The sequence below is a fragment of the Aquitalea aquatica genome, from assembly GCF_013911085.1.
GTDB lineage: Bacteria > Pseudomonadota > Gammaproteobacteria > Burkholderiales > Chromobacteriaceae > Aquitalea > Aquitalea aquatica.
Genome location: NZ_JACERN010000022.1, coordinates 133545 through 159978 on the forward strand (window position 1 = coordinate 133545; position 26434 = coordinate 159978).

19 protein-coding genes are annotated in these 26434 nt (G+C 58.9%); 10 read left to right on the top strand and 9 right to left on the bottom strand.

Annotated elements, in window-relative coordinates; all coding sequences use genetic code 11:
* Nucleotides 1-19 precede the first annotated feature (19 nt).
* From rfaQ to msbA, 5 genes are read left to right on the top strand one after another with little or no spacing between them, the layout of a single operon-like run.
* Nucleotides 20-1111 carry a putative lipopolysaccharide heptosyltransferase III gene (gene rfaQ, locus H2Z84_RS06540; RefSeq protein ID WP_258869316.1) on the top strand — a complete coding sequence of 364 codons (1092 nt, stop codon included), beginning with the start codon at nucleotides 20-22 and terminating at the stop codon, nucleotides 1109-1111.
* Entirely contained in the window at nucleotides 1108-2259 is a 1152-nt protein-coding gene (locus H2Z84_RS06545; RefSeq protein ID WP_181835261.1) for a glycosyltransferase family 9 protein, read from the top strand. Before rfaQ ends, H2Z84_RS06545 begins: the two co-directional genes overlap by 4 nt.
* Nucleotides 2243-3610 carry an O-antigen ligase family protein gene (locus tag H2Z84_RS06550; RefSeq protein ID WP_181835262.1) on the top strand — a complete coding sequence of 456 codons (1368 nt, stop codon included), beginning with the start codon at nucleotides 2243-2245 and terminating at the stop codon, nucleotides 3608-3610. The genes H2Z84_RS06545 and H2Z84_RS06550 overlap by 17 nt, the downstream gene beginning before the upstream one ends.
* On the top strand, nucleotides 3600-4661 hold the full coding sequence (locus H2Z84_RS06555) for a glycosyltransferase family 9 protein (protein ID WP_181835263.1): 1062 nt from the start codon (nucleotides 3600-3602) through the stop codon (nucleotides 4659-4661). Before H2Z84_RS06550 ends, H2Z84_RS06555 begins: the two co-directional genes overlap by 11 nt.
* Nucleotides 4658-6427 carry a lipid A export permease/ATP-binding protein MsbA gene (gene msbA, locus H2Z84_RS06560; protein WP_181835264.1) on the top strand — a complete coding sequence of 590 codons (1770 nt, stop codon included), beginning with the start codon at nucleotides 4658-4660 and terminating at the stop codon, nucleotides 6425-6427. The genes H2Z84_RS06555 and msbA overlap by 4 nt, the downstream gene beginning before the upstream one ends.
* Nucleotides 6428-6501: 74 nt before the next feature.
* On the opposite strand, the gene H2Z84_RS06565 is transcribed toward msbA, so the two are convergent.
* The 8 genes from H2Z84_RS06565 to H2Z84_RS06595 form a co-directional block, all read right to left on the bottom strand.
* Nucleotides 6502-6885, bottom strand: a complete 384-nt coding sequence (locus H2Z84_RS06565; RefSeq protein WP_309545449.1) for a type IV pilus assembly protein FimV — start codon at nucleotides 6883-6885, stop codon at nucleotides 6502-6504.
* Nucleotides 6886-7015: 130 nt separating this feature from the next.
* On the bottom strand, nucleotides 7016-8119 hold the full coding sequence (aroB, locus tag H2Z84_RS06570) for a 3-dehydroquinate synthase (protein ID WP_258869317.1): 1104 nt from the start codon (nucleotides 8117-8119) through the stop codon (nucleotides 7016-7018).
* 3 nt (nucleotides 8120-8122) lie between these two features.
* Nucleotides 8123-8665: a shikimate kinase AroK gene (gene aroK, locus H2Z84_RS21270; RefSeq protein WP_103523515.1), complete on the bottom strand. Its 543-nt coding sequence runs from the start codon at nucleotides 8663-8665 to the stop codon at nucleotides 8123-8125.
* A 66-nt stretch (nucleotides 8666-8731) separates the two neighbouring features.
* Nucleotides 8732-10852, bottom strand: a complete 2121-nt coding sequence (locus tag H2Z84_RS06575; protein ID WP_181835265.1) for a type IV pilus secretin PilQ — start codon at nucleotides 10850-10852, stop codon at nucleotides 8732-8734.
* Nucleotides 10852-11376 carry a pilus assembly protein PilP gene (locus H2Z84_RS06580; protein WP_181835266.1) on the bottom strand — a complete coding sequence of 175 codons (525 nt, stop codon included), beginning with the start codon at nucleotides 11374-11376 and terminating at the stop codon, nucleotides 10852-10854. The genes H2Z84_RS06575 and H2Z84_RS06580 overlap by 1 nt, the downstream gene beginning before the upstream one ends.
* A 7-nt stretch (nucleotides 11377-11383) precedes the next feature.
* Nucleotides 11384-12004: a type IV pilus inner membrane component PilO gene (locus tag H2Z84_RS06585; protein ID WP_181835267.1), complete on the bottom strand. Its 621-nt coding sequence runs from the start codon at nucleotides 12002-12004 to the stop codon at nucleotides 11384-11386.
* A complete protein-coding gene (locus tag H2Z84_RS06590) occupies nucleotides 12001-12594 on the bottom strand; it encodes a PilN domain-containing protein (protein WP_181835268.1) in 594 nt (197 codons plus the stop codon). Before H2Z84_RS06590 ends, H2Z84_RS06585 begins: the two co-directional genes overlap by 4 nt.
* Nucleotides 12594-13631, bottom strand: a complete 1038-nt coding sequence (locus tag H2Z84_RS06595) for a pilus assembly protein PilM (protein WP_258869318.1) — start codon at nucleotides 13629-13631, stop codon at nucleotides 12594-12596. The genes H2Z84_RS06590 and H2Z84_RS06595 overlap by 1 nt, the downstream gene beginning before the upstream one ends.
* A gap of 311 nt (nucleotides 13632-13942) precedes the next feature.
* Between H2Z84_RS06595 and H2Z84_RS06600 the strand changes: the two genes are divergently transcribed.
* From H2Z84_RS06600 to H2Z84_RS06620, 5 genes are all read left to right on the top strand, one after another.
* On the top strand, nucleotides 13943-16198 hold the full coding sequence (locus H2Z84_RS06600) for a penicillin-binding protein 1A (protein WP_309545450.1): 2256 nt from the start codon (nucleotides 13943-13945) through the stop codon (nucleotides 16196-16198).
* A gap of 327 nt (nucleotides 16199-16525) precedes the next feature.
* Complete coding sequence (locus H2Z84_RS06605) at nucleotides 16526-17779, top strand: MdtA/MuxA family multidrug efflux RND transporter periplasmic adaptor subunit (RefSeq protein WP_181835271.1); 1254 nt, start codon at nucleotides 16526-16528, stop codon at nucleotides 17777-17779.
* 14 nt (nucleotides 17780-17793) lie between these two features.
* Complete coding sequence (locus tag H2Z84_RS06610) at nucleotides 17794-20892, top strand: MdtB/MuxB family multidrug efflux RND transporter permease subunit (RefSeq protein ID WP_181835272.1); 3099 nt, start codon at nucleotides 17794-17796, stop codon at nucleotides 20890-20892.
* Entirely contained in the window at nucleotides 20889-23990 is a 3102-nt protein-coding gene (locus H2Z84_RS06615; protein ID WP_181835273.1) for a multidrug efflux RND transporter permease subunit, read from the top strand. Before H2Z84_RS06610 ends, H2Z84_RS06615 begins: the two co-directional genes overlap by 4 nt.
* 5 nt (nucleotides 23991-23995) lie before the next feature.
* Nucleotides 23996-25381: an efflux transporter outer membrane subunit gene (locus H2Z84_RS06620; protein ID WP_181835274.1), complete on the top strand. Its 1386-nt coding sequence runs from the start codon at nucleotides 23996-23998 to the stop codon at nucleotides 25379-25381.
* 74 nt (nucleotides 25382-25455) lie between these two features.
* Here H2Z84_RS06620 and H2Z84_RS06625 read toward each other — a convergent pair whose 3' ends face one another.
* Complete coding sequence (locus tag H2Z84_RS06625) at nucleotides 25456-26313, bottom strand: formyltransferase family protein (protein WP_181835275.1); 858 nt, start codon at nucleotides 26311-26313, stop codon at nucleotides 25456-25458.
* Nucleotides 26314-26434: the final 121 nt, after the last annotated feature.

The following is a 26434-nucleotide window of genomic DNA, read 5'->3' on the forward strand; positions in this document are numbered from 1 at the left end:
CGAATGATTTTCTTACTGCATGAGTGAAATGCTAAACGACTCCATCGATCTGAACCAGGTACGGCGCGTCTTGGTCATCAAACTGCGCCATCATGGGGATGTCCTGCTGACTTCTCCGGTTTTTGCCGCGCTCAAACAGCAGGCTCCGCATCTGGAAATCGATGCGCTGGTTTACCGTGACACGCAGGAAATGCTCAGCTTGCACCCGGCCATCAGCCAGTTGCACACCATTGATCGCAACTGGAAAAAGCTCGGTGTATTCGGTCAACTCAAGGCTGAGCTGGGCTTGCTGTCTGTCTTGCGCCAGCGTCACTATGATTTGGTGATTACCCTGACCGAGCACAAGCGCGGCGCCTGGCTGGTCCGTTTGCTGGCTCCACGCTGGTCGGTGGGGCCCGATGGTCCTTACGGCAAGTTGTTCCGTAAAAGCTTTACCCACCGTTATCTGCAGGTGCCCGGCAACCGCCGTCATACCATCGAAATCCATCTGGACGCTCTGCGCCGCATCGGTGTCTATCCATCACCCGATCAGCGTGAGCTGACGCTGGTGGCTGGCCACAATGCAGAGGCGACCCTGGCGGCCAAGCTGGAGCAGCTCGGCTTGTCAGCCGGACAATACATTCTGGTCCACCCCACCTCGCGCTGGCTGTTTAAAAGCTGGACGGTGCAAAACATGGCTGCGCTGATCAATACCCTGCAGCAACGCGGACTCAAGGTGCTGCTGACTGCCGCACCCAGCCCGGACGAAATGGCCATGCTGGGTGATATCCAGTCGCGTCTGACTACCCCTGCCGCCAGCCTGGCGGGGCAGCTCACCCTGAAGGAGCTGGCTGCGGCCATCGACAATGCCCGCTTGTATATCGGTGTGGATTCGGTGCCCATGCATATTGCCTCCGCGATGAAAACGCCCTGTGTCGCGCTGTTTGGCCCATCGGGTGACATTGAGTGGGGGCCATGGCAGGTACCGCACCGGGTGGTGGCTGCCAGCATGTCCTGCCGTCCGTGTGGCAATGCTGGCTGCGGTGGCGGTTGGAAGAGTGAGTGCTTGCAGCAAATCAGCCTGGAGCAGGTAATTGCTGCCGTTGAAGGCGTCATGGAGGAGTCCGCATGAAAAAGCAGCGACGACTACCCGGACGCTTGCTGATTTTTGCCGCACTGCTGTGCCGTTTACCCTGGCAGTGGTTGCGGCGGCGTCCAGTCGAGGAGGCTGTACAGCGTATTTTGGTGCTGCATCAATTCCTGCTGGGTGATGCCTTGATGGCCACCAGCCTGCTGGCCAAATTGCGAGAGCGTTATCCCGCCGCCGAGATCATCCTGGCCTGCCCGCAGGGGCAGGTCGGGCTCTATCAAAGCCGTCCTTACGGTATTACTGCAGTCGGTTGGCATCCACGGGACTTCGCCTCGGTCCGTAAGCTATTTACCATGCCACGCTTCGATCTGGCCTTTCTCAGTGGCGAGAACCGCTTGTCCTTCCTGGCTCGGGCCATCGGCGCGCGCTGGATTATCGGTTTTGCCGATGAAGCTCCTGCCTATAAGAACTGGCTGGTAGACGAAGCCATCCCCTACAGTACCACCCCCGAATCCTGGACCGATACCGCAGCCCGGCTGGTGGCGGGACCAGATCCCAAACCGTTCAGTCTTGTCGATTGGCCGCTGGAGGAAGTCAGCCTGCCGTTTTTCGGCCAACCTTATGTCGTGCTACATGTTGGCGCAAGTTCGCCCACCCGCTACTGGCCTGCGGGCAACTGGCGAGAGCTGGCTGCATATGTGCGCGCCAGAGGGTTAACGGTGGTCTGGTCGTGCGGCCCCGGAGAAGAGCAGTTGGTGGATGAGATCCAGCCCGCGCCGGACGACGCGACGATGGCGGGCAGTCTCAATCTGCTGCAATTACGCGCACTGCTGCATGGCGCACGCGCAGCGGTTTGTCCGGATACCGGCGTTGCGCATCTGGCGAAGATTGCCGCTGTGCCGCAAGTGATGTTGTTTGGTCCGGGCAGCGAAACCCTGTTCGGTGCCAGCCGTTTTTTCAGCTCCACCCCCTGTCTGGGCGTGGGGCCAATCTGGTTCCCCTGCCGTATCCAGCGCGACATGCATTACCGCCAGACCGAATGGGCGATGCGTTGTTATCGCACGGTGGGAACCAAGGAAGGACAGTGTCGCAAGCCGCAATGCATGGCGGTAGTGCAGCCATCGATGGTGCTGCAAGCGCTAGTTCAGTTACTGCCTGAAGAGAATAATTGTAATGACCAAGATATTTGAATCAGTGGGTACAGTACGGCGCGTTCCGCTGTATCTGGAAATTATCCTTGTAATGGTGGCAGCCTCACTGATGTTCGTGTGGTCAATGCCCAATCTCACCGGATTACGTAATAGCCTGTTGGCGATCAATTTTTTTATCTGCGTTCCATTGGCATGGCCTGTTTTAAAAAATGGCGGATGGCGTCGATTTTTTCCTGTCTTGCCATTGAAGATATATGTCCTGTTGACATTGTGGATTGTCGTATGCGCATTATTATTTTCCGATAATCGAGTTGTCAGTTTTCATGAAATATGGGGGCAATGGATACGGAGTGCGCTGGCCGGTGCTATGGGATTGATGTTGGCCTCACTGTCGGTTGGTCACCGTCTGCGTCTTTCTTCCGCGTCCGTATTAACAGTGCTGATGCTGGCAATTTTTTCGCAAGTCATGCTGCATGATGTAGATATGCTGTGGCAATGGGTAAGAACAGGCACTCTTCCGTTGGGAGAAACCAGAATTCTGGAAAGCAGAACGGTTCTTACTTATGTTGTCAATTTGTTGCTGGCCTTTTCTGCAGCAGAGTTGATGGGGCGCATTTTGTTCAATCGACGCTACATGCCTTTGCCGGGTATTTTCTTTGTATTTGTCGGAGTGGTTTGTATTTTTGCCTCCTACACCTTGCAAACCAGGAATGGCATGATTGGCACTTTGGCATTGCTGGTTTCTTGTTCATTACTTTTCTGGTTTGTTAAACGGAAAGCGACAAATAATATACTCGTTGCTAGTCTGGTTCTGCTGGTGTTGTCAGGTGTCACTACATTGGGATGGTTTGCTTATAAAGCAGATCCGCGCTGGGGGTCGCTGTTGGAAACCGTACCCATCGCTTGGGATACACAGGGCCATCAAGAGTGGATACATCGTCAGTACCCCTTGCTTGCTGATGGGAATCCAGTTAGTGGATCGAATTACGAACGTATTGCTTGGGCAAAAGAAGCACTGCTACAGATCGCACGTGAGCCGATTGGTGTTGGTTACAATCGCAGTGCATTCGGAGTCGCGTTAAAGAAAATACACCCTGATCTGGTTGAGACAGCACATTCTCATAGTGGAATACTGGATTTCACCATTGCCAATGGTATTCCTGGTTTGATTATTTTTATTGCCTTGTTGTGGGTTTGTTTTCAGCAGGGTTTGTTGAGTTTCTTTAAAAATCACTCTCCACAAGGATTGCTCCTGGCATTTATTGTCACCGGTTTTTTTGGTCGCAGTTTGGTGGATAGTAATATTCGCGATCATATGCTGGAACAATTTGTGTTTTTGCTTTGTGTAATGCTTGTTTTTTCTCTGGAAAGGGACTCGAGTGAATCCTGAAAAAATTCTGGTCATCCGACGGGACAATATTGGTGATCTGGTTTGTACTACACCGTTGATTCATGCTCTGAGGACTCGCTTTCCAAAAGCTAGGCTAGATTTGCTGGTGAATAGTTATAATGCTCCGCTTCTGGTGGGGCACCCGGATGTCGATCATCTTTATGTTTATACCAAGGCTAAGCATCGTGAAAACGGCGAGAGTGCATTGGGGGTTTACTGGAAACGCCTGCTTCTACTGCTGAAAATGCGTCGTACCCGCTATGATGTCGCGGTACTGGCGAATGGGGGATGCATGCCCAGGCCCTTGCGCTGGGCAAAACAGATTGGTGCCTGCCATATCCTCGGTTTCAGTGAACCGGGAAATCCGCTCGCCAACCAGATCAATTTGCCTGTCGTCAGCCCTGCTCAAGTCATGCACGAGGTAGAGATGTTGATGACTCTGATGCAGCCGCTGACGGGCGAGATCGTGCCAGCACCAAATCTTTCTTTGGTGGCTGCAGCAGGTCTGGCAGAAGAAATACGTGGAAAATTGCCTGATCTTGCAGGGAAAAAACTGGTTGGCTTGCATATCAGTGCCCGTAAGCCTAGCCAGCAATGGCCGGCGCAGCGGTTCATCGAGTTGGCACAGGCCATTGCCAAAGATACTGCGGTTCATCTCATGCTGTTTTGGTCACCGGGTAGTGCCGATAACCCTTTTCATCCAGGGGATGATGAAAAGGCTGCCATGATTATGGAAGGCTGTGCAGGTTTGCCGCTGACACCTTTGCCAACCCATCAATTGGATGAGTTGATGAGTGGGTTGTCATTGCTTGATGTACTGATCTGCAGTGATGGTGGTGCCATGCACGTGGCGGCAGGCCTGGGCAAGCCTATTGTTTGCATGTTTGGCGATAGCGATGTGGCTAAATGGCATCCATGGGGTGTTCCGTATAAGGTTTTGCAGCCGGCCAGCAGAAATGTTGTCGATCTTTCGGTCGCTGATCTGCTGTCTGCCTATGGGCAATTGGTGGGGCAGGATATCGACCCGGTGCACACGGAAGTTTCTGCATGAGTAAAAGTGACAACTGGAATCACAGCTGGACAACCTATCGTCGCCTGATTCGCTATATTTCGCGGTACTGGAAGGTCTTCGCCCTGTCGTTGGTCTCGATGACCATCGCCGCCCTGACCGAGCCGGCGTTTGCCCGTCTGATGAAACCGCTGATTGATGGTGGCTTCGTCAACAAAGACCCGCAGGTCATCATCTGGGTGCCGATGGCCATCATCGGCGTATTCCTGGTGCGTGGCCTCACCAGTTTTATCAACGAGTACACTTCCAGTTGGCTGGCCGGGCATCTGGTGCAGACGCTACGGCAGCAGATGTTTGCCAAGATGCTGCGCCTGCCGGTGCAGTACTATGCCGATAATCAGTCGGGTCGACTGGTATCGCGCATTTCATTTGATGTCAATCAGGTGACCGAGGCCGGCTTCAATGTTATTACCGTCACCGTGAAGGATGGCGTGACGGCAGTCAGTCTGCTGGCCTGGCTGTTGTACATCGACTGGCAATTGACGCTGATCTGCCTGCTGGTGATGCCGGTGGTGACGGTGTGCATGCGCATCGTGGCCAAGCGCTTGCGCGGTCTGGCACTGGAGAACCAGCAGCACATGGCCGATCTGACCCAGATTCTGGGCGAGGGCGTGGACTGTCAAAAAGTAATCAAGGTGTATGGCGGTGAACAATACGAGGAGGCTCGTTTTGATGGCGCAGCTCAGGCCATTCGCCGTAATGCCGTGAAACAAAGTGCAGCCAGTTCGGCCAATACCGGGGTGACGCAGTTGATGATTGCTTGCGCGCTGGCGGCGATCCTGTATTTCGCGGCTTTGCGTGCTCAGCATGGCGCGTTTACCGCAGGTGACTTCATGTCATTTCTTACCGCGATGATGTTGCTGTTTGCACCGGTCAAACGCATTACTGGTATCTCGCAGGCTATGCAGCGTGGCCTGGCAGCGGCGGAGAGCGTGTTTGCCTTTCTGGATGAGCCGGGTGAGCCGGATCACGGTAGCAAGCGTTTGCCGACTACCCAGGGCCGTCTGCGTTTTGAGGATGTCTCGTTTCGTTATCCCAATGCCGAGCGCGTGGTATTGCAGGACATCAACCTGACTGTCAATTCGGGTGAGACAGTGGCCTTGGTCGGTTCTTCCGGCAGTGGCAAAACCACGCTGGTCAGCCTGATTCCACGCTTCTACGAACCCTTGTCGGGGCAGATTACCCTGGATGGCATTGCGCTGGCCGATATCGCACTGGCGGACCTGCGCCATCACATCGCCATGGTGAGCCAGGATGTGGTGCTGTTCAATGACAGCGTGGCCGCCAATATCGCTTATGGCTCCAGCCACCAGGTCAGCCGTGAGCAGATTGTTGAGGCGGCACGGGCGGCCAATGCGCTGGAGTTCATCGAGGCCATGCCGCAGGGGCTGGATACGCAGATTGGCGAGAATGGGGTGCGGTTGTCAGGCGGTCAGCGCCAGCGGCTGGCGATTGCCCGTGCACTGCTGAAGAATGCGCCATTGCTGATTCTGGATGAGGCGACTTCGGCACTGGATACCCAGTCAGAACGGCTGGTGCAGGCGGCTCTGGAGAATCTGATGAAGAACCGTACTACTATCGTCATCGCCCACCGCCTGTCTACCATCGAGAGTGCAGATCGCATCATCGTGATGCATCAGGGCCGGGTGGCGGAGCAGGGGAGTCATCAGCAATTGATGTCGCAGGATGGCTTGTATGCCCGCCTGCACAGCCTGCAGTTCCGTGAGCCGGAGGCCGGCGCCGCCTGATGGTTTGAGTCGCTGTCGAAATAAAACAGGCTGCCAAATGGCAGCCTGTTTTCATGGTAGCGGCAGGGGAGGGCTCAGGCGTTGGCCGCAAACAAGGGGTCTTGTGGCGCCAGCTGACGGCCGGCCTCCTGGATGGTGTGCCATACCGGCTGATCCTTGACCTGGGCCTGGATATCACGTGCCAGACGGCAGTAAGCCTTGCCATTGCCTTCTGAGGAGTAGGCGCGCAGCAGCGTGACCTTGATCGACAGATTGTGTGGCTCGTCCTTCATGGCATCCTTGAGGACTCGCACGGCATCACTTGTGCGGCCATACGCCAGAAAAACTTCAGCTTCGCCCACTGGGTCAATCCCGCGGGCGCGCGGTTTTTTATACGTTGCCTTGCGCCACAGCTGGCGAGCAAGGTAGTAAGTGCTCATCAGGCCGAAACTGGCCGTCAACGCGGTAATGGCATCCACCTGGGCTTCCCTCCGAGATTCTCTCTCTGCTTGAATTATGCAGTCGATTATTCGGGTAGCCGGACATCACCGCAATCCGTAGAACTCCTTAATGGCGTAAAGGTTTTAACGTTTGCGGGGCGAGTGGGGCTTACTGGCGTGCCAGTGTCGGGTCGATATGCGGGCTGCGGAACAGGGACTCCAGCAGGGGGACTGGCAGTCCGGGCTGGATGATGGCTTGGCCCAGTTTCTGAAGCAGGACAAAACGGATGACGCCGCTCTCTACCTTTTTGTCGTGGCCCATGTGGCGCAGCCATTCTGCTGCACCAAAATCCGGGCTGCGTATCGGCAGGCCTGCGGCGGCGATCAGCGCTTGCACGCGAGCCACCTCCTGCTCATCCAGCCAGCCCATGGCCTGCGATGCTGCAGCTGCCAGTACCATGCCGGCACCGACTGCTTCACCATGCAGCCATTTGCCGTAGCCCAGGCCGGCTTCGATGGCGTGGCCGAAGGTATGGCCCAGATTGAGCAGGGCACGTATGCCTTGTTCCTTTTCATCCTGTCCGACAATTTCTGCTTTCATTTCGCAGGAACGACGTACTGCATATTGCAGGGCCGCAGGATCACGGGCGCGCAGTTTGCCCATATTGGCTTCCAGCCAGCCGAGAAAGTCGATATCGCCCAGTAGGCCGTATTTGATGATTTCCGCGATGCCAGCGGACAGTTCACGTTCTGGCAGGGTGGCGAGCAGGTCCATGTCCGCCACGACCAGTTGCGGTTGGTAGAAGGCACCAATCATGTTCTTGCCCAGCGGGTGGTTGATGGCAGTTTTGCCGCCAACTGAGGAATCCACTTGTGCCAACAAGGTGGTGGGGATCTGAATGAAGGGCGCGCCGCGCTGATAACAGGCGGCGGCAAAACCGGTCATGTCGCCGATCACGCCGCCACCCAGAGCAATCAGCGTGGTCTTGCGTTCGGCATTGGCGGCCAGTAGTGCGTCGAAAATCAGATTCAGCGTTTGCCAGTTCTTGTGCTCTTCACCGTCCGGCAGCACCACCGGAATGGTACGTACGCCATGCTTTTCCAGCTGCTGGGTCAGGCGCTGCAGATAGAGCGGTGCGACGACATCGTTCGTGATGATGGCAACCTGCGGGATACGCAGGTGGGGCAGAATCAACTCGACCTGATCGAGCAGTCCGTGGCCAATGTGGATAGGGTAGCGGGTGTCCGGCAGGGTCAGGTCGAGCGTAATCATGGGTCAGGTCTTGGCTGGGATAGTATGCAGCTGATCGAGCAGGCGGCTGACCAGCAGGTTGACGTTCTGCTGCGAGGTATCGACCACAATGTCGGCGACTTCGCGATACAGTGGGTCGCGCTGCTCCAGCAGGCTTTGCAGCTTGGCACGGGGGTCGGCGATTTGCAGCAGGGGGCGGTTCTTGTCGTGCATGGTGCGGGCCAGCAGGTCGTCGATGGATGCCCGCAAATAGATCACCACGCCGTGACGGGACAGTTCGGCGCGGTTTTCCGGCCGTAGTACGGCACCACCGCCGGTGGCAAGAACGATATTGTCCATTCTCACCAGATCGGCAATGACCGAGCTTTCCCGGTCGCGAAAGCGTAGTTCGCCTTCGATATCGAATATGGTGGCAACGCGAACGCCGGTGCGCGCCTCGATTTCATGATCCGAGTCGTAGAAGGTTTTGCCGGTCTTGCGCGCCAGGGCTCTGCCAACGGTGGTCTTGCCGGCGCCCATGAGCCCGACAAGAAAAAAATTGCCTGCCATGTTCTCCATGGCAGGCATTGTAGCTGATGCAGGCTGGGTCTGTCTGCGCGGGCAGACGACAAAATCGCCTGTCCCGGTTCGCTCTTAGCGGTTTTGCAGATTCAGGTCTTCCACTACGCGCGGGGTGATGAAAACCAGCAGTTCCGTGCGGTTGTTCTTCTCCACCTTGCTGCGGAACAGTGCGCCAAGGAAGGGGATATCGCCCAACAGTGGAACCTTGTTGGTCGTGTTATCCAGCGTTTGCTGGTAGATACCGCCAATCACCACGGTGCCACCGTTTTCCACCATCACCTGTGTTTTGACGACCTTGGTATCGATAGCCGGGGTACTGTTGACAATGAGGGTGCTGCTTACCGTGTCCTTGTTGATCTGGATTTCCATCAGTACGCGGTTGTCCGGGGTGATCTGCGGGGTCACTTTCAGGCTGAGGTTGGCCTTTTTGAACGATACCGAGGTCGCGCCGCTAGAGCTGGCTTCCTGGTAAGGAATTTCCGTACCCTGTTCGATGCTGGCTTCTACCCGGTCGGCGGTCATGATGCGCGGATTGGCCAGTACCTTGCCCTTGTCACCGGTTTCCATGGCATCCAGTTCCAGGCCGATGGCGGCACGGGAGCCGGCTCCGAATACTGCACCAATCGAGTTATAGGTGCCGGACAGGCCCAGATTGACCCCGGAGTTGAGTGGAATGGTGCCCGTAGTTGATCCGGTACCGATATTGTGGCTGGTGATGGCATCGGCAACGGTACCACCCAGGCTGAAGCCTGAGCCGGCTCGGGCAACACTTAGCTTCACCCCCAGGCTCTTGCTCCAGTTATCGTTGGCTTCAACAATGCGCGCTTCGATCAGCACCTGCTTGACCGGGATATCGGTCTTGGTCACCAGATCGCGGATCTTGTCGATGACGCTTTGGGTGTCGTTGATGATCAGCGTGTTGGTTTTCGGATCAATCAGCGCACTGCCACGCGAGGAAAGCAGTCCGTTATTGGCAGTATTGTTGGCACCGCTGGTGGTACTGCTACCATCCAGAATCTTCTTGAAATCCTCGGCCGAGCGATAGCGCAACACGAAGGTTTCCGAGCGTACCGGTTCCAGCGCGGTTAGCTGTTGTTTGCCTTCCAGCACCTGTTTGTCGCGTGTCAGCAATTCTTCGCGCGGGGCGATGTTGATGATATTGCCGTTACGCCGCTGATCCAGTCCCTTGGTCTGCAAAATCAGATCCAATGCCTGGTCCCATGGCACATCTTTCAGGCGCAGGGTGATGTTGCCGGTGACCGAATCGCTGGTGACGATGTTTAGGCCGGTAAATTCGGCAATCACCTGTAATACGGTGCGTACTTCGATGTTCTGGAAGTTGAGCGACAGCTTGTCACCCTTGTACTGCGGCTTGCTGTTCAGTTCGGTCTTGCTGGCGCTTTCCACCACGGCCTTGCGCACTTCCACCACGAGCTTGCGCTCGGTCTGATAGGAGGAGAACTCCCAGTCGCCTTGCGGCTGGATCAGTATCCGGCTGTTGCGACCCTGGTTGCTGGCGATCACCTTGTCTACCGGGGTGGCAAAGTCGCTGACATCCATGCGCTTTTCCAAGGTGCGTGGCAGGCTGGCTCCCATGACGTCCAGTACCAGATTCTTACCGTCGCGGCGGACATCCACCGGCGTATTGTTGGCCGGAAGCGTGATTTCCACACGGCCTTCGCCCCCCTTGCCACGGCGGAAGTCGAGCCCCAGTGGGGTGGTGGCCACGGCCGCCAGGGCACTGGCTTCATTAGCTGCCGTGCTGTTGCCGGTGGCCTGCTCCTGCGAGGTGGCGCTTTGCTGTATCGGAGCCATATTGTTGCTGATGCGAACCAGCAGTTTGTTGCCGGACAGCGTGGTGCTGTAGGCGACGTTGTGGGCCAGGTTCAGTACCAGCCGCGAACGGCCATTGGCCTCTACGGCGACGGCGGACTTGATGATGGGGTTGCCCAGATCGACGAAGTTCTTCGGTAGCTTGACCTGGGTATCGGCAAAGTCGAAGGCAACTCGTGCCGGGTTGGCAATGGCGAAGCTATTGGGTTTGATGGCCGGACCGTCAAAGGTGACTTGCAGCAACTGGCTGTCGCCATCGCTCTGGGCAACGTCGATCGCAGTAATGGATGCGGCGTGGGCGACGGAAAATGCGATGGACAGACCTAGCCCGGATAACAGTTTGATTGAATGGTTTTTCATTATTTCTGCCCTTGTTCATCCAGGTACATGCTGGTTTCGCGTTGTACCCATTCTCCGTTCAGATCTTCCACAGTCTCGGAAAGCACGAGTTCGGTATCGCTGATGCGCTTGACCTGGCCAAAGTTGGGGCCGATGAAATTACCTGGTTGCACGCGGTAGATGCTGCTTTCCGGTGTGCGGATCAGTGCATAGGTCATGCTATTGCGTTTGAGCAGGCCAACCATCTTCAGCTTGTCCAGATCATAGTTTTCCAGCAGCTCACGTGGGCGTTTGAAATCCGGCGCATTGGCCGCGTTCTGCTTCTTGGCCATTTGCAGCTTGATGGGGTTGAATGGATCGGGCAGGTCAAAGGCGCCATAGGCAAAGGGCTGGTAGGCCTGTGCTTGTGGTAGCGGGTCGATTTGTCCACGCAGGCCCTGGCTGGCTTGCTGCATCCAGGCACGCAAGTCATCGGTATTGCCAGAGCCACAGGCACTGAGCAGCAGTGAGCACAGCAGGGTGGCGAGAGTTGGTTTCAGCGTCATTTCACTCTCACTTCTTCGGCGGCTGGGCCGCCGCGATACGCTCTTCCGGTTCGAGCGCGCGATAGGTTTTGGCAGTGGCTTCCATCGTCATCCGTGGAGCATCCTTGCCCTGACCCGGAGTCAGGGAGATGTCACTGATGGTGACAATGCGCGACAGTTGGGCCACATCGCTGACGAAGGCGGCCAAGTCGGAGTAAGTACCGGTTAGCCGGATGGCAATGGGTACCTCAGCCATTTCCGCCGTTTTGACTTCGCCACTGGGGCGGAACAGCTCGAACTGCAGGCCGCGTCCGATACCAGCCTGGTTGATTTCGGTCAGCAGAGCGTCCATGTCCGCCTTGGTGGGCAGCTGTTTGAGCAGTGCGCCAAACGATAGCTGGATTTCTTTCAGCTGCTGTTGCAGGGCTTCCAGGTTGATGGCCTGGCGCTTCTTGTCGATAAAGGTCTGCTTGAGTTGTTCTTCCTGCTGATGGGCGTTGTTCAGCTTGTCCATCTGGTCGCTCAGCACAAAGAAATAACCCAGAAACAGAAAGACCCCGGCCATGAAGATGAGCACGATGAGTTGTGCCGGCAATGGCCAGTTGGGCATCTCCTTGGGGTCGAGATTGCGAAACTCGTCTAAGGTCATGGCTTGGCTCCCTGCGGTGCAACCTGGCTGGCCGGCGCGCTGGCGGTCACCGGCTGTTTCAGCGTACTGGTGAGGCTGAATTCGCTGACCCGCTGGTTGTTGATCACGGCAGATTTCACTTCGATCAGCTGTGGTTCGCTGAAGATCTGTGATTGCGCCAGGGTGCGCATGTAGTTGGATACCCGTGCGCCGGATAGCCCATAGCCGGAGAAGGAGAAGGTATTGCCGGTCTGCTTGAAGCTTTTCAGATAGATGCCATCCGGAGTCTGGCGCAGCAACTGGTCGAATACATGCACCGCGTCATTACGTCCTTGCTGCAGCCTTTCCACCAGTTGCTTGCGTGCCAGCAGGTCGTCGCGTTGCTTTTTCAGCATGCCGATATCCTTGATCTGCTGATTGAGCTTGGTGATTTCTGCTTGCAGGAACTGGTTGCGTTCTTCCTGACGCGACTGGCGGGAGTCCAGTACGAAATAGCTGATGCCGATGATCAGCAGGGCGACTGCGACTGCACTGCCCAGCAGCAGCTGGAAGCGCAGGCGATGGGCGGCTTTTTTCTGCTCGCGGTGCGGCAGGAGGTTGATGCGTATCATCAGTCGAACCTCCGCATGGCCAGGCCGCAGGCAATCAGCAGTGCCGGTGCATCCAGCAGCAGTTCTTTCAGCCGGATCGAGCTGGATTGCACCATGGAGGTGAAGGGGTTGGCGATCATGGTGCTGATCTGGGCGCGCGAAGCCACGGCGTCATCCAGCCCTGGCAGCATGCTGCAGCCGCCACCCAGCAGGATGTAGTCCACGCGCAGATATTGCGACACGCTGACCGTGGTGTAGAAGAATTGCAGCGCCCGCTGGATTTCCTGTGCCAGCGAATCGACAAAAGGATGCATCAGTTCGGATTCGTAGCCGTCCGGCATGGCCATGCTGCGCTTGCCGTTTTCGGCCTCGTCAAAGCTGATGCCATAGCGGCGCTGAATGTCGCGTGTCAGTTGCTGACCACCGAATACCTGTTCGCGGTAGTAGATTTGCTGGCCATTACGAATGACGTTGCAATGAATTTTGGTCGCGCCGATATCAAACAGGGCGAAAGTCTGATTCATGCCATGATCGGGCAATTGCTGCTGGATCTGCTCGAATGCGGTCATCATGGCAAATGACTCCACATCGACCAGTTGGGCGCGCAGACCGGCCATTTCGACCACGGCTACCCGTTCTTCCACTTTTTCCTTGCGGGCGGCACACAGCAGCACTTCCAGGTCATCCAGGCTGCTGCTGGAGGGACCGAGCACTTGGTAATCCAGATTCACCTCTTCCAGTGGGAAGGGAATGATCTGATTGGCTTCCGATTCGATCATGCCTTCCATGTCTTCGGACTGGCTGACCGGCACTAACAGCTTTTTGTAAATCGCCATCGACGTGGGAATGGCGATAGCGACGTTCTTGATCGGGCTGCCCAAGCGCTTCCAGGCCTTGCGCACCGAGTCGGAAATACCTTCGATATCGACCAGATTGCCTTCGGAAACAGCGTCCTTGGGCAGGGCCTCAATGATGTAACGCTCAATCTGATAATTCTTGCCGGATCTGGAAAGCTCGACTAGCTTGATGGACGTAGTGCTGATATCAAGACCGAGCAAGGGAACACTCTTGGACTTCCCCAATCCAAGCTGATCCAGCCAATCTGTCCCGAACCGTAATTTGTCGGATAGCATCAGTTAAGGCCCCGAATAGGTCTAGTGCGACAGTTTTTGCACCGTCGCGGTCAATGTTTGTCTTGCTTATTCCCACAAGACGTTATAATCCGCTTTCTTCCGAAAGCCTATTTGTAATTATGTTCAAACGACTTCTTGCGATTTTGGCCGGTCTAGTTATTGGTGGGGCCGTTCTGGCAGCCGGTGCGGCAGCCATTGCGATCATCATAACCTACCCGCGTTTGCCAAGTCTTGATGTGCTGACGGATTACCGTCCAAAAATTCCACTGCGCGTCTACTCGGCAGATGGCCAGTTGCTGGGTGAATTTGGCGAGGAGCGCCGCTCTTTTGCCCGCATCCATGAAGTCCCGCAACTGATGAAGCAGGCTTTGCTGGCTGCCGAAGACGAGCGATTCTACCAGCACAGCGGGGTGGATTACGTCGGGGTCATGCGGGCTGCCGTCGGCAATCTGGTATCCGGTCATGCCCGTTCCGGTGCCAGTACCATCACCATGCAAGTGGCCAAGAACTTCTTCCTGTCCAGTGAAAAGACTTTCACTCGCAAGTTTAATGAAGCCTTGCTCGCTTTCAAAATAGAACACACCTTGTCCAAGGATCAGATTCTCGAGTTGTATTTCAATCAGATCTATCTTGGGCAGCGCGCTTACGGTTTTTCTGCCGCGGCGCAGGCTTATTTCGGCAAGCCCATCACCAACTTGAGCGTGGCCGAGATGGCCATGCTGGCCGGCTTGCCCAAGGCTCCGTCGGCCTACAATCCCATCGTCAATCCTGACCGTGCCCGGCTGCGCCAGCAATATGTGCTGCGACGCATGCGTGAGCTGAATTTCATTACTCAGGATCAGTATGACGCTGCGGTAAAAGAGCCGCTGCAGCTGGCCAGCGCCACGGTGGACAGCAACCAGCCAGCCCTGTATGTGGCTGAGATGGTGCGTCAGGCCATGTACGAACGCTATAAGGATGCGGCCTACACCGAGGGCTATAAGGTGTACACCACGCTGGACAGCCATCACCAGCAATGGGCCTATGACGCGCTGCGCGCCGGCCTGCTCGATTTCGATCGCAAGCAGGGTTATCGCGCACCGGAAAGTTATATCGATCTGGCCTCGGCGGAGGGGGAAGACCAGACCGAAGCGCTGGATGATGCACTGTCTGAAATTCGCGACAGCGGCGACATGCAGGCGGCAATCGTCTTGTCGGCCAGCTCGAGCGAAGTCCGAGCCTATATGCGCGGCGGCAAGGTTGCCGTCATCAAGGGTGCCGGGCTGGAGTTCGCCCGTCGAGCGCTGAACCCCAAGCTGGCCGCCGACAAGCAGATCCGTCGCGGTGCCGTCATCCGGGTACGTGCCCATGACAAGGGCTACTGGGAAATCGTACAGATGCCGGATGTCGAAGGCGCATTTGTGTCGATGGACCCGCGTAGCGGTGCCATCAAGTCACTGGTGGGTGGCTTCGACTTCAACCGTCGCAGTTTCAATCACGTGACCCAGGCCTGGCGTCAGCCGGGCTCTACCTTCAAGCCTTTTATCTACTCCTCGGGGGTAGAACGTGGCATTACGCCGTCCACCCTGTTCAACGATGCACCGCTGACCGTGCCGGGAGCGCCCGGTTCGCCCAGCTGGGAGCCGAAGAACGACGATGGCAAGTTCGCCGGTCTGATCAGCATGCGTCGTGCGCTGACCCAGTCGAAGAACCTGGTGTCGGTGCGACTGCTGATGGCGGTGGGAACGGATTACGCCCAGCAATACATCCAGCGCTTCGGTTTCTCACCCAAGCAGCATCCAGCCTATCTGACCATGGCGCTTGGCGCGGGTGCAGCGACCCCCCTGCAGATGGCCGAGGGTTATTCGGTGTTCTCCAATGGCGGCTACCGCATCAAGGCCTTCTTTATTGATCGCATCGAAGACCAGTCCGGTCATGTGCTGGCCAAGACCCAGCCGGCGGTGGCGGGACAGAACGCCACGCAGGCCATTGATCCGCGCAACGCCTTCATCATGACCTCCATGCTGAAGGATGTGGTGCGCTATGGTACGGCGGCCAAGGCCATGAGCCTGGGACGTATGGATCTGGCTGGCAAGACTGGTACGACCAGCGACTGGAAAGATGCCTGGTTTGTCGGCTTCAATCCCAACCTGGTAGCTGCTACCTGGGTGGGCTACGACCAGCCGCGCTCCCTGGGGCGTTACGGTTATGGTGGTACGGCAGCCTTGCCGGTATGGATGAACTACATGGCCAATGCACTGAAGGGCGTGCCCGAGGTGGAGTTGCCAGTGCCGGCAGGCATTGTGGTGAAACCGGGTGCGGGCCAGCGTGGTGGCGACGAGTACTACTATGAAGAGTTCCAGAAAACCAATCCGGAATTGAAGATCGACAATCGTGGCACCGTGCCTGGCAGCAATGCTTCGGATGCTGCGGTAGATGATGCGACCGCCAAGGATCCGAATGCTCCAGCAGCCAAGGATGCGGTGGAGAACGTCAAGGAATTGCTGTTCTAGTCGGTCGTGATGGCGGGTGTATTTTGCCACTCGCCCTGTACTGAGCTCGATACCGCCCTGCGATGCAGGGCGGTTTTTTTTGGCGATGCAGAGGGACTTGCCATTCATTTTCTGCATGTCTGCGAGCCATCTCACACCGCTGACAGCGCTAGCTGGCTCGGGCTAGCGTCATTTCTTCACGCCGATTAACATCTATAAACATGTTGGCTATAGGCAGTGTCATGTCCATTGCCTATCATCGCTGCTTGTTTCAGGGGGCCTGCGGCCCTGTTTGCCACTGCTGACCGTTCCCCGCTTGATGCCGGGAGCGCATCCCGGAAATCCATCATGTCCGATACCGCTGCCAAGTCCACGCATACCCTGCGCAATGTTTCCCTGCTGTTGTTGGTGCTGGCGGCTGGCGGGTGGTGGTGGAACAGCCATCGCACGGTAGCTGCCGATGGTGCAGGTGGGCCGCGCAAGGGTGGTGGCCCGGTCGCGGTGGCCGTGGCTGTGGTGAGCCAGCAGGATGCGCCGCTGCAGCTTAGCGCGCTGGGCACGGTGAACTCGCCCAATACCGTTACCGTGCACAGCCGGGTGGATGGCCAACTGATGGCCCTGCATTTTGAAGAAGGGCAGCCGGTACAGAAAGGGCAGTTGCTGGCCGAGCTGGACCCGCGTCCCTATCAGGCTGCTGTGACTCAGGCCGAAGGCCAGTTGCTGCGTGATCAGGCCCTGCTGCAAAACGCTCAGCTCGATCTGGCACGCTACCAGCAGCTGCTGGCCCAGAATTCCATTGCCAAGCAGCAGGTCGATACCCAGCAAGCCCTGGTGCGCCAGTATCAGGGTACGGTGAAGCTGGATCAGGGCGCTGTGGCCAATGCCCGTCTGCAGCTCGATTACAGCCGGGTGACCGCCCCCGTAGCCGGCCGTGCCGGTCTGCGGCAGGTCGATCCGGGCAATATCGTGCATGCCAGCGACACCAATGGCGTGGTGGTGATTACCCAGACTCAGCCCATCAATGTGATATTTGCCATTCCCGAGGTCAGCCTCAGTCAGGTGCTGGCTGCGGCCCGCGCGGCCAAGGGTAAATTGCAGGTGGAGGCCTGGGACCGCGACAACCGCCACAAGCTGGCTGATGGCGAGCTGCTGGCCATCGACAATCAACTGAGCACCAGCACGGGCACCGTCAACCTCAAGGCCCGCTTCGGCAATACCGATGAAGCCTTGTTTCCCAATCAATTTGTTAACGTTCATTTGCAGCTGGGGGTTCAGAGCGGGGCGACGCTGCTGCCGAGTGTGGCCTTGCAGCTGGGTAAAGTGGGCAGCTATGTCTATGCCGTTAACCCGGACCAGACAGTCAGCATCAACAAGGTGAAGCTAGGTGCCGTGTCTGGCGACAACACCATCATCGAAGAAGGGGTGAAGCCCGGGCAGAAAGTGGTGGTGGATGGCCTGGACAAGCTGCGTGACGGTGCGCAGGTCAAGGTGATCGACCGTGCCGCGCAATTGGCTGGTAGCGGCGAAGGGGCAGGCAAGGGCAAGCACCGTCAGCACGATGCCAGTGGCGGCAAGCACCAATCTGCCAGCGCTGCCAACTAAGCCCGGGGTACGGTATGAATCCTTCACGTCCCTTCATCCTGCGGCCAGTGGCCACCACCTTGCTGATGCTGGCCATCCTGCTGTCTGGCCTGGTGGCCTGGAAGCTGCTGCCGGTGTCGGCGCTGCCCGAGGTGGACTACCCGACCATCCAGGTGGTGACCCAGTACCCCGGTGCCAGTCCGGAAGTCATTACCTCATCCATTACCGCACCGCTGGAGCGACAGTTTGGCCAGATGCCGGGCCTCGCCCAGATGTCCTCCACCAGCTCCGGTGGGGCGTCGGTGATTACCCTGCAGTTCAGTCTGGAGCTGACACTGGATGTGGCCGAGCAAGAAGTGCAGGCCGCTATCAACGCGGCTGGCAATCTCTTACCCAGCGATCTGCCCAATCCGCCGATCTATAGCAAGGTCAATCCGGCGGATACGCCCATCCTCACCATCGCCGTCAGTTCGGACACGCTGCCGCTGACCAAGCTGGAAGACCTGGTCGATACCCGGCTGGCGCAAAAACTATCGCAAGTACCGGGGGTGGGGCTGGTCAGTCTCAGTGGCGGTCAGCGGCCTGCTGTGCGTATCCAGAGTAATCCCAAGGCGCTGGCTGCACGTGGCCTGACGCTGGAGGACATCCGCACCGCCATCGGCAATGCCAACGTCAATCAGGCCAAGGGCAGTTTTGATGGCCCGCAGCAGGCCTCCACCGTGGATGGCAACGACCAGCTGAAATCGGCCGAGGAGTACAAAAACGTCATCGTGGCCTACCAGAACGGTGCCGCGGTGCGACTGCGTGATGTCGCCAACGTTGTGGATGCTGCGGAAAACATGCGGCTGGCCGCCTGGGCTGGGAACACGCCGTCCATCATCCTCAATGTGCAGCGCCAGCCGGGTGCCAATGTCATCCAGGTCACCGACCGCATCAAGGCACTGCTGCCGCAATTGCAAGGCAGCCTGCCGGGTGCAGTCGATGTGAAAGTGCTGAGCGACCGCACCGTCACCATCCGTGCCTCGGTGGAAGATGTCGAGTTCGAACTGCTGCTGGCTATCGCCCTGGTGGTGATGGTGATCTTCGTCTTTCTGCGCAATGTGCCGGCCACCATCATTCCCGCCGTTGCCGTGCCCTTGTCGCTGGTCGGCACCTTTGGTGTGATGTACCTCACTGGTTTCTCCATCAACAACCTCACGCTGATGGCGCTGACCATTGCCACCGGCTTCGTGGTGGACGATGCCATCGTGATGATCGAAAACGTCGCCCGCTACATCGAGGAGGGCGAAAAACCGCTGGCGGCGGCGTTGAAGGGCTCGCAGCAGATTGGCTTCACCATCATCTCGCTCACCTTTTCGCTGATCGCGGTGCTGATTCCGCTGCTGTTCATGGGCGATGTGGTGGGGCGCTTGTTCCGTGAATTTGCCATTACGCTGGCGGTGTCCATCCTGATTTCTGCCTTCATTTCGCTGACGCTGACGCCGATGATGTGCGCACGTCTGCTCAAGCATGTGCCGGAGGAAAAACAGGGTCGTTTCTACCACGCCAGCGGCGCCTTCTTCGACCGCATCATTGCCCGTTACGGTCGGATGCTCAGCTGGGTGCTGGAACGGCAAAAGCTCACCTTGCTGGTGGCTGTGGGGACGCTGGGCCTGACCGTGTTGCTGTACATGGCGGTGCCCAAGGGCTTTTTCCCGCTGCAGGATACCGGGGCCATCATGGGTAGCAGCGAGGCGGCGCAAACCATTTCCTTTTCGGCCATGGCGCAGAAGCAGCAGCAACTGGCCGAGGTTTTGCTGAAAGACCCGGCAGTGGACAGCCTGTCATCGTTCATCGGGGTGGATGGCAATAATGCTTCGCTCAATAGCGGCCGGCTGCAGATCAACCTCAAGCCCAAGGCCGAGCGCGATGATATCCGCACCGTGCTGGCGCGCTTGCAGCAGCACGCGGCTGATGTGCCGGGCATGTCGCTGTATCTGCAGCCGGTGCAGGATTTGTCCATCGACACCCGCGTCAGCCGCACCCAGTACCAGTTCACCCTGCAGGCCACCAGCCCGGACGACCTGTCGCTGTGGGTGCCCAAGCTGGTGCACAAGCTGAATCAATTGCCGGAGCTGGCTGATGTGGCCAGCGACTTGCAGGACAAGGGCTTGCAGGCCTACGTCAACATCAACCGTGACGCGGCCGCCCGGCTGGGGGTGACCACCGCCGCCATCGACAATGCCTTGTACGATGCCTTCGGCCAGCGGCTGATTTCCACCATCTTCACCCAGACCAACCAGTACCGCGTGGTGCTGGAAGTAGATGCGCAAAGCCAGCGTGGCCCGCTGTCGCTCAAGGGCATTTATGTGCCCACCGCCAGTGGCGGCCCGGTGCCGCTGGATACCGTGGCCAGCATCGAGGAGCGCCCCACCGCGCTCACCATCAACCACCTGGGGCAGTTCCCCACCACCACGGTGTCGTTCAACCTGGCCAAGGGGGCGGCACTGGGGCCGGCGGTGGAGGCCATCCGTCAGGCTGAGGCCGAGCTGGGCATGCCGGCCAGCCTGGATACCAAGTTCCAGGGGGCGGCGCTGGCCTTTCAGGCCTCGCTCAGCAACACGCTGTGGCTGATCCTGGCGGCCATCGTCACCATGTATATTGTGCTGGGCGTGCTGTACGAGAGCTATATCCACCCCATTACCATTCTGTCCACCCTGCCCTCGGCGGGTATCGGCGCCTTGCTGGCCCTGCTGGTGAGCGGGGATGATCTGTCGGTGATTGCCATCATCGGCATCATCCTGCTGATCGGCATCGTCAAGAAAAACGCCATCATGATGATCGACTTCGCGCTGGAGGCCGAGCGCGAGCAAGGCATGAGTCCGCGCGATGCCATCTATCAGGCTTGCCTGCTGCGCTTCCGTCCCATCCTGATGACCACCATGGCGGCACTGCTGGGCGCGCTGCCGCTGATGCTGGGTGGCGGCATGGGTTCCGAGCTGCGTTCGCCGCTGGGGGTGACCATGGTGGGCGGGCTGTTGGTCAGCCAGGTGCTGACGCTGTTTACCACGCCGGTGATCTATCTGGCCTTCGACCGGCTGGCGCAGCGCTTCCGCAGCAAACCGGACGCCGTGGCTGATGAGGCCGGGGTATGATTCCGTCCGAACCCTTCATCCGCCGGCCGATTGCCACCACGCTGCTGACGCTGGCCATCTTGCTGGCGGGCTTTCTGGCCTTCAAGCTGCTGCCGGTATCGCCCTTGCCGCAGGTGGATTTTCCCACCATCTCGGTCAGTGCCAAGCTGCCCGGTGCCAGCCCGGAAACCATGGCTTCCACCGTGGCCACGCCACTGGAGCGGGCGCTGGGGCGTATTGCCGGAGTGACGGAAATCACCTCGTCCAGCTCGCTGGCCTCCAGCCGCATCACCTTGCAGTTTGACCTCAACCGCGACATCAACGGTGCCGCGCGCGATGTACAGGCCGCCATCAATGCCGCCCGCTCGCTGCTGCCCACCGGCATGCCGTCCAGCCCGACCTACCGCAAGGTGAACCCGGCCGATGCGCCGATCATGATCATCGGCCTGACTTCTGATTCGCTCACCCGTGGCCAGATGTACGATGCCGCCGACTCCATTCTTGGCCAGAAGCTGGCCCAGGTAGAGGGCATTGGCGATGTGAATATCGGCGGTGGCGCACAGCCGGCGGTACGGGTGGAAATGAACCCGCTGCAGTTGAACCATTACGGCATCGGCATGGAGACCGTGCGTGCCGCCATCACCAGCACCAATGCCAACCGGCCCAAGGGCTATCTGGAAGACGAACAGCGCCACTGGCAGGTGCAGGCCAACGACCAGGCCGGCAAGGCCAGCGACTACCTGCCGCTGGTGGTGAGCTACCAGAACGGTGCGGCAGTGCGGATATCGGATGTGGCCGAGGTGAAGGACTCGGTGCTGGACGTGCGCAATGCCGGTCTCCTGGGCAAGCAGCCGGCGGTAATGATCATCCTGTTCCGCCAGCCGGGCGCCAACATCATCGAAACCGTGGAGCGGGTGAAGGCCTTGCTGCCGCAATTGCAGGCGTCCATTCCGGCGGCCATCAAGATGCAGGTGGTGATGGACCGTACCTCCACCATTCGTGCGTCCCTGTCCGAGGTGGAGCGCTCACTGGTGATTTCCATTGCGCTGGTCATCCTGGTGGTCTTCCTGTTCCTGCGCAATGGCCGTGCTACCGCCATCCCCGCCATCACCGTGCCGGTGTCGCTGGTAGGCACCTTTGCCGTGATGTATCTGTGCGGCTTCTCGCTCAACAACCTCAGCCTGATGGCGCTGACCATTGCCACCGGTTTCGTGGTGGACGACACCATCGTGGTGCTGGAGAACATTTCACGCCATATCGAAAACGGCATGAAGCCGTTCAAGGCCGCGCTGCAGGGCGCGCGTGAAGTGGGCTTCACCGTGCTGTCGATGAGCATTTCGCTGATTGCGGTGTTCATTCCCATCCTGATGATGGGCGGCATCATCGGCCGCCTGTTCCGTGAGTTTGCCGTCACCCTGTCGGTGGCCATCATGGTGTCGCTGCTGGTGTCGCTCACCACCACGCCCATGCTGTGCGCACGCTGGCTGAAAAGCCATGGCGAACACAAGCCGGGCCGGCTGTTCCGCTGGAGCGAAAACCTGTTCGAGCGCATGCTGGCCGGCTATTGCCGCAGCCTTGGCTGGGCCTTGCGCCACGGTCCGCTGATGATGCTGATCCTGGCGGCCACCATCGCGCTGAATGTCTATCTGTACGTGATCGTGCCCAAGGGCTTTTTCCCGCAGCAGGATACTGGCCGCCTCACTGGCATGATCAAGGCCGACCAGAGCATCTCTTTCCAGGCCATGCAGCAGAAGCTGCAACGCTTTATCGACGTGGTGGGCAAGGATCCGGCGGTGGACAAGGTGATCGGCTTCACTGGCGGCGGCCAGCGCAATACTGCCAATATGTTCGTCAGCCTCAAGCCGCAGGGCGAGCGCACGGAAAGCGCCGATCAGGTGATTGCCCGCCTGCGCAAGAGCCTGGCGCGTGAGCCGGGGGCGCAGCTGTTCCTGCAATCGGTGCAGGATATCCGCATCGGCGGTCGTGCGGCCAATGCCCAGTACCAGTACACCTTGCAGGGCGATGATCTGAATGAGTTGCGCAGCTGGACGCCCAAGGTACAGCAGGCATTGCAAAAACTGCCCATGCTGGCGGATGTCAGCAGCGACCAGGAAGTCAAAGGCCTGCAGACCACGCTGACCTTTGACCGCAATGCCATGGCCCGGCTGGGGCTGACCCAGGCGCAGGTTGACGCCGTGCTGAACGATGCCTTTGGCCAGCGTCAGGTTTCCACCATCTACAATCCGCTCAACCAGTACCATGTGGTGCTGGAAGTGGCACCGCAGTTCTGGCAGAACCCGGAAGGCCTGCGCAGCATCTATCTGCAGACGCCATCCGGCGGCCCCACGCCGCTGTCGGCCTTTGCCCGCTGGGAGCCCACCAATACCTCGTTGTCGGTCAATCACCAGAGCCAGTTTGCCGCCACCACCTTGTCTTTCAATCTGCCGCCGGGCAGCTCGCTGTCGGATGCCACGGCTGCCATTGCCAAGGCCACTGCCGAGATCGGCCTGCCATCATCGATACATGGCAGCTTTCAGGGCACGGCCAAGTCCTTCCAGGATTCGCTGGACAGCCAGCCCATGCTGATTCTGGCGGCATTGGTGGCGGTGTATATCGTGCTGGGCATGCTGTACGAAAGCGTGGTGCATCCGCTGACCATCCTGTCGACGCTGCCCTCTGCGGGGGTGGGGGCCTTGCTGGCCCTGCTGGCTACTGGAGGCGAGTTCAACATCATTGCGCTGATCGGCGTGCTGCTGCTGATCGGCATCGTCAAGAAGAACGCCATCATGATGATCGACTTCGCCCTCAGCGCCGAGCGCGAACAGGGCCTGAGCTCGCACGATGCCATCCTGCAAGCCTGCCTGCTGCGCTTCCGGCCGATCATGATGACCACGCTGGCCGCGCTGTTTGGCGCGCTGCCGCTGGCACTGGGCCATGGCGACGGTGCCGAGATGCGCACCCCGCTGGGTATTTCCATCGTCGGCGGCTTGCTGCTCAGCCAGCTGCTTACCCTGTACACCACGCCGGTGGTTTACCTTTATCTGGACCGTTTCCGCCTGTGGTGCCAGCAATGGCGCAACACTACGCGGGCGCAGGCCGCTGCAGGACACAAGGAATGACGCGCATGACTGCTTTATCCACGCGGCCGGCGCTGGCCGCCTGCCTGATGGCCATGGTGCTGGCTGGCTGTGCCATCGGCCCCGACTACACCAAGCCCAAGATGGATATCCCCTCGGCCTACAAGGAAGACGGCCGCTGGAAGAGTGCCAGCCCGCAAGACGCCAGCCCGCGTGGCAACTGGTGGGCGGTGTATCAGGACCCGCAGCTCGATAGCCTGATGGATACCCTTAACCGGCAAAGCCCCACCATTGCCCAGGCCGAGGCCAATTACCGCCAGGCCCGTGCCTTGCTGGATCAGGCCGAGGCCAGCCTGTGGCCCTCGCTTGGCACCACCGCCAGCAAGAGCCACGGCGTCAGCACCGCCGGTGGCAATGTCAGCAATCAATACAATCTGGCCGCAACGGCCAGCTGGGAAGTCGACCTGTGGGGCACGGTACGCCGTGCCGTGGAGGCGGGCAGTGCCAAGGAAGCCGCCAGTGCGGCCCAGCTCGAATCCATCCGCCTGAGCAGCCAGGCACAGCTGGCCACGGCCTATCTGCAACTGGTGGTGGCCGATGTACAGCTTGGCCAATTGCAGGACAGCGAGGCCAATCTGCTGCAAAACCTGCAGCTTACCCGCAACCAGTTTGCCGTAGGCATGGTGTCGGACGACAGCGTGGCCCAGGCTGAAAGCAGCTGGAAAACCGCCCAGGCCGCCCGCGTGGACAAGCAGCTGAGCCGCGCCCAGCTCGAGCACGCCATCGCCGCTGCACTGGGCGTGGCACCGGCCAGCTTCGCGCTGCCGGCCAGCAAGGCCCTGCCACACTTGCCGCAATTGCCGCCGGGCCTGCCCTCCACCTTGCTGGAGCGCCGCCCAGACATCGCTGCGGCAGAAAGGGCGGTGGCACAGGCCAATGCTGAAATCGGCATCGCCAAGGCGGCCTACTTTCCCACGCTGACGCTGGCCGCCAGCGGTGGCTATAAGAGCAGTAGCTTTGCCGACTGGGTCAGCCTGCCCAACCGCATCTGGAGCCTGGGGCCGCAATTGGCGCTCACCCTGTTTGACGGCGGCTTGCGCCGGGCCCAGACCGCAGCCGCCATCGCCAGCTACGATGCCAGCGTGGCCAGCTATCGCCAGACCGTGCTGAGTGCTTTCCAGGCGGTGGAGGACAATCTGTCGGCGCAGTCGCTGCTGCAGGAAGAGGCGCAATACCAGCAGTCCGCGCTGCAGTCTGCGCAAAGGGCTGAAAGCATTACCCAGAACCAGTACCGTGCCGGCGTGGTGAGTTATCTGAATGTATTGACGGCGCAGAACAGCCGCATCAGTGCGGAAAACAGCCTGTGGAGTGTGAAAAATCGCCAGTACAGCGCCAGTGTGGCACTGATATCCGCGCTGGGCGGCAAGTGGTAGCGGCTTGGGCGTGCATCAGTGAAAACAGCCCGCCATGGGCTGTTTTACCAATGAGATGGCCAGTGGGGTGAGACTCAGAACGGCCGCCGGCCGCTTACTGCACTCGGTGCCTGTACGCTCCATTCACTGATCACCAGAAAGCCGTCCGCCACGGCAAACAGCATGGACAGGTCCACGCTGCGTACCAGGGTGCCGGGCTTGAAGGCGTGCGGCTCCAGCCAGCCATGGGCGCGATGCACCACAAAGCCCACGCCATTGGCCTCGGCCAGACAGTTGATATCGCCAAAGGCACGTAACTGCCGCAGGCTGACGTCCAGCGGACCGCGCAGGTTCAGCGTGCGCTCGGCATCACTCCAGCGCGGCCAGTAGCTGCCTGCCCCCTGTGGCCTGGCCTGTTGCCACAAGCTGGCGAAATCCGCGATGACGCGACGGCCCAGCTGCTCCAGTGCCAGCTGGCACTTCCATTCCAGCGTGGCCAGGGTTTCATCGGGGTTCAGGGCAAACAGTTGCTGATCCAGCAGCGCGCCGCTGTCAAAGCGCGGCTCCACCACATGGCAGCTCACGCCCCATTGGCTGCGCTGTTCCAGAATGGCCCGCACCAGCGGAAACGGCCCGCGTGCTTCCGGCAGCGGCGAGGGGTGGAAGTTGACCGCATGGGCCAGATAAGGCCGCCAGTCCGGTACTTTCCAGTCATAACTGCCCAGCAGCAGGGCTTCGCAGCCTTGCGCGGCCAGTGCGGCCAGATCTGCCTCGGTCATTGGCGATAGCTGCACGGGAATGCCCAGCCGGGCCGCCTGCTCGATTACCTGGCGGTTGTCATGGATCTTGCCATCCAGCGGTGAAGTGAAAATCTTCAAGGGTTGCCAGCCAGCTTGCAAGGCAATGTCCAGCAGCACCTTGAAGCGGTCGGTCAGGGTAATGGCAAAGCGCATGGTGGCATCCGGCTGCGGGTAAGAATGGCAGGTATACCAGCTAAGCAGGTGGCGCAGCCATTACTTCAAATAACTTAACAAATATGCGCCCAAGCCCGCTGGTATAAGCCAGATGTGCTGG

Coding starts and splice junctions, on each gene's coding strand:
- H2Z84_RS06585 (WP_181835267.1), bottom strand. CDS start 12,004: ATGACCTTAGACGAGTTTCGCAATCTCGACCCCAAGGAGATGCCCAAC.
- H2Z84_RS06580 (WP_181835266.1), bottom strand. CDS start 11,376: ATGACGCTGAAACCAACTCTCGCCACCCTGCTGTGCTCACTGCTGCTC.
- H2Z84_RS06545 (WP_181835261.1), top strand. CDS start 1,108: ATGAAAAAGCAGCGACGACTACCCGGACGCTTGCTGATTTTTGCCGCA.
- H2Z84_RS06590 (WP_181835268.1), bottom strand. CDS start 12,594: ATGATACGCATCAACCTCCTGCCGCACCGCGAGCAGAAAAAAGCCGCC.
- msbA (WP_181835264.1), top strand. CDS start 4,658: ATGAGTAAAAGTGACAACTGGAATCACAGCTGGACAACCTATCGTCGC.
- H2Z84_RS06620 (WP_181835274.1), top strand. CDS start 23,996: ATGACTGCTTTATCCACGCGGCCGGCGCTGGCCGCCTGCCTGATGGCC.
- H2Z84_RS06625 (WP_181835275.1), bottom strand. CDS start 26,313: ATGCGCTTTGCCATTACCCTGACCGACCGCTTCAAGGTGCTGCTGGAC.
- rfaQ (WP_258869316.1), top strand. CDS start 20: ATGAGTGAAATGCTAAACGACTCCATCGATCTGAACCAGGTACGGCGC.
- H2Z84_RS06575 (WP_181835265.1), bottom strand. CDS start 10,852: ATGAAAAACCATTCAATCAAACTGTTATCCGGGCTAGGTCTGTCCATC.
- H2Z84_RS06610 (WP_181835272.1), top strand. CDS start 17,794: ATGAATCCTTCACGTCCCTTCATCCTGCGGCCAGTGGCCACCACCTTG.
- aroB (WP_258869317.1), bottom strand. CDS start 8,119: ATGATTACGCTCGACCTGACCCTGCCGGACACCCGCTACCCTATCCAC.
- H2Z84_RS06615 (WP_181835273.1), top strand. CDS start 20,889: ATGATTCCGTCCGAACCCTTCATCCGCCGGCCGATTGCCACCACGCTG.
- H2Z84_RS06605 (WP_181835271.1), top strand. CDS start 16,526: ATGTCCGATACCGCTGCCAAGTCCACGCATACCCTGCGCAATGTTTCC.
- H2Z84_RS06550 (WP_181835262.1), top strand. CDS start 2,243: ATGACCAAGATATTTGAATCAGTGGGTACAGTACGGCGCGTTCCGCTG.
- aroK (WP_103523515.1), bottom strand. CDS start 8,665: ATGCCTGCCATGGAGAACATGGCAGGCAATTTTTTTCTTGTCGGGCTC.